The sequence below is a fragment of the Prevotella sp. MGM1 genome (assembly GCF_002933775.1).
Classification (GTDB): domain Bacteria; phylum Bacteroidota; class Bacteroidia; order Bacteroidales; family Bacteroidaceae; genus Prevotella.
Window position 1 is genome coordinate 73,645 of record NZ_BEWV01000215.1, and the last position, 6,512, is coordinate 80,156.

General features: G+C 49.4%; 2 protein-coding genes. Both read right to left on the reverse strand.

Annotated elements, in window-relative coordinates; translation table 11 throughout:
- Positions 1 to 110: 110 nt before the first annotated feature.
- A complete protein-coding gene (locus tag MoGM_RS11535; RefSeq protein WP_104370191.1) occupies positions 111 to 3,449 on the reverse strand; it encodes a hypothetical protein in 3,339 nt (1,112 codons plus the stop codon).
- Positions 3,450 to 3,583: 134 nt separating this feature from the next.
- Entirely contained in the window at positions 3,584 to 5,953 is a 2,370-nt protein-coding gene (locus MoGM_RS11540) for a glycoside hydrolase family 98 domain-containing protein (protein WP_104370192.1), read from the reverse strand.
- Positions 5,954 to 6,512: the final 559 nt, after the last annotated feature.

Here is a 6,512-nt window from a genome sequence, read left to right on the forward strand (position 1 = left end):
TTTCTTTCTATTCGTTTCAAAACAAGCACGTCTCTTTTTTTGCACAAAAAAATACGGGCGGACAATGCCTGCGCATGTCCGCCCGTAAATAAATACTATCCTAAAATATGTTATTTCACAATAACCTTTTCAGTGCGTACAGAACCATCGTTCATGTATTTCTTCACGATGTTCAGACCTTTCTTGGCCGTAACGATGCGGCGTCCGTTCAGGTCGTAAAGCTCAACCTTGCGTACTGCGTTGTTGTTTCCTGCCTCAACAGAGTCGATACCGTCTACAAGCTCTTTCAGTGCAGAAGCATAGTCGAAGCCCTCAGCGCTGTTGGTCATGAACAACTGAACGTTATTGAAGAATACGTGAGAGCCATTGGCTGCAAAAGCACCGAGAGTGAGCTGACCGTCAGTAATTACTACATTCGTGAATGCGAGGTTGCTGTACGGGAACGACTGTCCGATAACCGGAGCATGAACCGTCTGATCTGCCTCGTCTGCCGATGTCTTGATGAAGAAATGGTTGTTCAAGTCACCTGCATCGGTCTCGCGCTCGCCAAATCCGCCCATTATAGTATAGATACCTGCCGGCAGGTCTGTTATTGTCTGCTCTGCACGGAATTCTTTTGTCCAGTTCTGAACCATTGCGTCAACATAAGGGTTCTCTTCGCTCAACGTCCAACCCCAACCGGTAGACGCAGTTGCCTGCCAACCCTCACCGAGAGTAACCGTCCAACCGGGGAATGTCTCTTCATCAGGATTTACTATAATGTCGTTTGCCGAGCCAAGTTGGTTATCAATGGTTATATAGATGTTCGGGTTCTTAACGAACACTGTCATATCGAATGAGTCTTTGTACTCTTCCAATGTAACCTCGTCAACCTTGGTGTCGAAGAGGGTATTGTCGGCATCGCTAAGAATTGTATAGAGTTTCTCCTTGATACTGTGCTTCAGAAGTTCGGCCACTGCGTCATCGTCTGTCAGCGCTTTGTTTGCCTCCACGATTACAGGAGCGTCCTCTGCCACACCGAGTTTCTTGGCTACGGCTATACCCGCACGGATACGCTCTGTGAGAGCAGCCACACCTGATGTACCGGTCTGTGAGCCGATACCCTTTTCATTTACATTAGCCTCCGTGAACATGTTCTTACACAAGTTGATAGCTCTTGTCAACTCAGCAATCGCTGTTTCGAGTTCTGCATCGTCCGTCAAGAGTTTGCCTGTATACTTACCGTTCACCTCTACGAGGTTCTTATAGTAGTCAGTTGCGTTGAACTTAGTCTCGGCATACTTGTCAACCATAGCCTGAGCGCTGTTATCGCCTGTTATCAAGCCGTCATAATTATTGACGAGAGATACGTGTTTGTTCAGAGCATCGACAGCCTCTTTCAGTTCGGCAACGGCAGCCTCGTAAACAGAAGGAGCGGTAAAGCGCTTTCCGTCATACTTCTGTATAGCGTTGTCAAGAGCAGTCCAAGCCTCACCGAGGTAACGGTCGCCGTTATTGTTGTCACGGCAAGCCTTAGCCTCGTCAAGAGCCAGCTTCAACATACCGTCGTAACGGGCTGCGGGAGATGAGGGAACATAGTCGAGACGAATATTTCCGAACATTACCTCATGCCAATCAGAACCTTCTTCGCCTGCCTGTGCGCAAGGTATCCATTTAAATGTATAGTTTCCTGTCTCAGGAGCCTTGAAGTCAATCGTAAACTTGGTCCAATCCCCTGTCGAGGCACCGGTATTACCGTTCACGTTCGGCAGACATTCCTCAATAGTTTCCGCTACTATTTCACCACTCGGAGCCATAACAACACACTTCATCCAATTCTGACCTTTCCAAGAACATGCATTGAACGTAAGCTGATACTTGTCGCCCTCTTCCAATGCTATGTTATAGTCATCAGCCTGTCCATACTGGCAATGGTATGCACGGGTATACAGCGCATGACTGAAATTACCACCGCCTGTAAAGTTGAATATACGCGGACCTGAGCCGGCGCTACCTACGGGGATAGGATCACCGCTATCGTTGCACACTTCCCAACCTTCCGGAATATAGTTCGCGCCTTTCTCCTTGAAGTTGTCGGTATAGATATTGCGTACCACATCATTGGGATCAGCTTCCACCTCACCGAAATACATCTTGATTGTTTCCTCTCCGTAAATATCGTCACCGAGAATTCTTTCCGGATATATCTTTGTTGCATGCAGGGTGTACTCACCTGTCACAAGCTCGGTAGTATTAGGACGCTTGAAGACAACAGTGGCAGCCATACCTTCTGCCGGAGTAACGGTCAATGTCTCGCTGAATCCGTTGTCACCTGTGAGAGTAGCCTCGATCTTAGAGCAGTCTACGACCTTATTGAAGGTCAGAGTGAAGTCCGTAGTTGCGTTCGGCAGGTTGAAAGCGCCGTTCTCCGGGTCAGCCTTTGCCAATATGGGAGTATCATAGCAGAAAGAGTATACATCGGCTATCTCAGCGTCATAGCGGCCGACCTCATTGCTGAACGCACGTACGACTACGTCACCCTCGTGTACACGCGGGTGCTTGTTGCCTTTATACTGGATCTGGTTTGCGCCTTCCTGGTTCTTGAAACTTACGATGACCTTTGAATCCTCGCCGCTCGGATAAACATCGTCGCAGAATATATAGAGGAAGCCATCGTCAAGCAACTCGACAGAAAGAGGATTTGTATCCTGATCGTCAATGTTCAATGTCACGCAATCGTTGGGCAGAATAATACGGCCGTTGTTTGCTTTCACCAAATCCTTGATATTGGTATCGTATCCGAAGTCCACGCGGATTATGTCATCCCTGAATGTAACACCGGCAATCTCAGACTCCTCGATAAGCACGTTATCGATATAGTAGTCACCGGGAGAGAACACGTTCAAGGTAAGGAAGTACTTCTTCACAAGCTCCTCAACCTTGCCCGGATGCTCCTTATAATACTCCTGCTGGATTGCGTCAAGAGCATAGAAGAACATCATGGTGTACTTACGATAGCCGGTCCCAGGCTCCTGGAAATAAGAAATATCATAAGTATACTGCTCGTTGTCTTTTCCAAGGAATGGCAGGTCGCCATTCTCCTGACCCTGCATGAGGGCCACACGGGCTTTCGACTTTATCATTGTCTCGCCGTCTATGGTATACTGGTTCAAACCGCAGAGGTCGAAAGACACACGATAGGATGTCTGTTCCTTGATGGGAAGATTTCTGAACTTGATGGCACGGGTCCAGTCGGTAGTGTCCACCATTGTGTTGTAGAAATGCATGGCACCGTCTTCGATATTACGCTCATCACCTTCCATGTTGTTGACGAACTCATACCAACCGACCTCGGTGTCTCCCTTGGTCTGTTCGGCATCGAATCCCTCAAACATCACCTGCGGAGCCTGCGCCCACGCGAATGATGCGGAAAAGAACAAGCCGAGACTTAGTAAAAGGTTCTTTTTCATACTTTAATGTTTTAAATGTTAATAATAATAGTTATGGTAAAAATTTTCATTTTCCGACACGGCAAAGATAAAGCCATGCGATGTAACAGGCTTTATCTTATGTCTCATAGAGTTTTGTATTTGTATTTCAACCGTTATTTAACAACTGTTTTTCGACCGTCTTTTATATACACGCCCTTTACCGGATTGACTACCCTGCGCCCCGTAAGATCATAGTAACGGCCGGATTTTTTCATACCTTCAGCTGCTCCGGCACCGTCTATTCCGCTCGTCTCCTCTATCAGTTCTACCACGACATTGTCGATCAGCAACGGCTGCGGGGTGGCCACGGTGGCGTTCGCACGAAGGTAAAAGACATTGTCACCTTGTTCAAGCTCCACTTCTTTCGAAACTGTAAGCCACTCGTTTCCGGTCTTTGTAAACCTTATGCGGCCTTGGTTTCCGGCGTTGCCGGTGCTGTTGAGATACAGCAACACGTGCATCACGTCGGCATCAGCCGCACGGTAGCGGAACGTAAAACGGTATTTCCCGGCCACTGGAACATTTACGGTGTCCTTCACCATGGCTGTCGACTTGGTGCCGAAATCCATATATCCCTGCGCCGTGTAGCCCTTCACACCGCTGTTCACACCGTTTGTCACGCAACGCCCCACGTTCTTGTAATCGAAGCACTCCCCCTCATACTGACGAGGACCCATGTATACGGGAGGGACAGCCGGCTCGACGATATCCGCACGTGGTATGTCTGTCAGACGCCCCGTAGCCTTGCCGGCACACTTCACGTCGAGCTCCACAGCCCCGTTGTGCGACACCTTTATTATATATACGCCGTCTTTCCACTCCGCCGTCACCGTACTACGGACATGAGCGCCACGGTCTTTCCATGTCATGACAGGCTCTGCCGTGCTGCCGTATATGCGAAGCTCGTCTGTCTTTACATCCGTAGTGTCCACACGGTAATTGTTGAGATAGAATGTCACATGGTCGGAATACTCATGTATCAGTCCCGATGAATATTCAGAATATGTGATACGCATGCTGTCGCATGTGTTATACTTGAAAGGTATCTTAGCCCAGGCCGTCTTTCCGTAGCGGTATGGATAGTATGTGACCCACGCGTTCTTCATGCGGCCGGCAAACAGATTGCCCTCATATTCCTCGGGAGCGTACTTGTTTATCTCGTCCACCTTGGCCTGCACCGACTTCCAACGAGCGGCATAACCCGAAGTACGCAGGCGGATGGGTATCTCTTTCACGTCATCCGTATTGTTGTAAAATCCCGGCACGATGGGTATTGCGCCGTAGCGGCCCGTCTTCTTGAACCAAAGGGTGTTCTTATCGAGCGAGCCCTCGCCGTCCTGCTTGTACAGTCCGTCGTAAAGCGAGTTGGGCGTGGCATACATATCCTGCGTGGAACCTGTGTTCACGTCGTTCACCAGAGCGAGTTGCGTGCGGCCTATGACTTCCTTCCTTGTGGGGATGCGCAGTGTGCCGTCGAGAATCTTGCGGTACATGTCGACCCATATATTGTCGAACTGCGAGAATCTGGCCCACCGGCGCGACGTATACCCGTCTGGTGTCTGCCTCGTGCCGTTCTCATAGAAGCACTGCCTCCATATCAACTCGGGACCGTCCATCACAGTCATACCGGTCAGTTGTATGTTTTCAAGCACCGGGGCTATGCCTGCCGCCGTTGGATAGGTCTCTTTCCTCTCTTCGTCCAGCGCCCATCCGCACTCGTCGAACCGTATGCCGTAATTGTTGGTAAGACCGCTTATGAACGTGCCGAGACACAGGCTCTCGTTGTTATACCACGATGCGGCCGAAGTATACTTGTAGCACATTATAAGATTATCGGGATGCGCCTTGCAGGCTTCAAGGAAATTCTTGTCGCGTTTCATCATGGCGAGGGGGTCGCTGTCCCAATGCCATATACCGCCGCACCAGCTTATCGTGAGATAGCCGCCATACCTGACACTGAGATCCATCAACTTTGCAAAGTGGGCCAGGCGCACCGGCACATCGACACCGTATTTAAGCGGATCGGTGGAGAATATCGAGCGGAACCCCCAGAACTGCTCACAGTAGTTGAAACCGATGAAATTGGGATACTCGCGGTAAAACTCCTCGTAGACCTCCATCTCGTTGTCGGGCAGATGCGAGAACGCCCCGCTCGCCGGCTGCACCATGCACCACACCCTGTTCTCGGCACACGTACGCACCCACGAGCGCGCCGTCTCAAGACCATCGGGCACTATATTAAACTCACCGGTTGTCTCGTTATGCGACACAGACAACGAGATGTTGAATACACACCACGGCTTCAGATCTTCGGGAACGAGGTTTATTATCTTCTGCGGATCCGGCCAGTTCCATGTGTCTATATGGATGATGAACATAGGGTTGTCCGCGCTTACCGGACGGCGCATGGGCTCAGCCTCTTCGGCCCATGTCAAAAAGGGCAGGGCGATGAATAGAATAATAAGCAATAACTTGTGTCTCATGTTGTATCTTCTTTTATATATCAGACGCAAAGATAGGCTTATCCGCCGAACAAGACTATTCCCTGTGTCTCACAAACTTTCGGAATTGTCTCCGGCCATGTCTTTATCAAATCAAAATTTTATCGAAAAAAAGACAAACGTATTTATCGGATCAAAAACAAACGTAAACAAAAAAATACGGAATGTGCGGACAAAGGTGACGGCTCCGCTACACGGGCGTTCCGCCACATCTCCGAACGCCTCAAAGCGATAAATGTTAAAACGCAGGAAATAATCTGACAAACAAGCGTTCATATTTCGATTTTCTGAAAATATAGACCCGTCGGTCGAAAATAAGCCAATTACGAGCCTTTCAGCACAACCGCCTGTGTATCAACGCCATACATCAGCCACACTTGTTTTCCCCACCAAACGACCCACACCAAGCCGAAATACGTGTTGCGTTCAGCGTCCCGTTGCATGGCATTTAGCGTCTAAATGCCATGCAACGGGACGCTGAACGCAACGCGATCGGCAACCGAACGCACTCCAACAGGCATCCCGTCGCGAAAAAAGCCGC

What these genes read in the sequence shown, in the direction of transcription:
- MoGM_RS11535 (WP_104370191.1), bottom strand. Translation starts at nt 3,449, where the DNA reads ATGAAAAAGAACCTTTTACTAAGTCTCGGCTTGTTCTTTTCCGCATCA.
- MoGM_RS11540 (WP_104370192.1), bottom strand. Translation starts at nt 5,953, where the DNA reads ATGAGACACAAGTTATTGCTTATTATTCTATTCATCGCCCTGCCCTTT.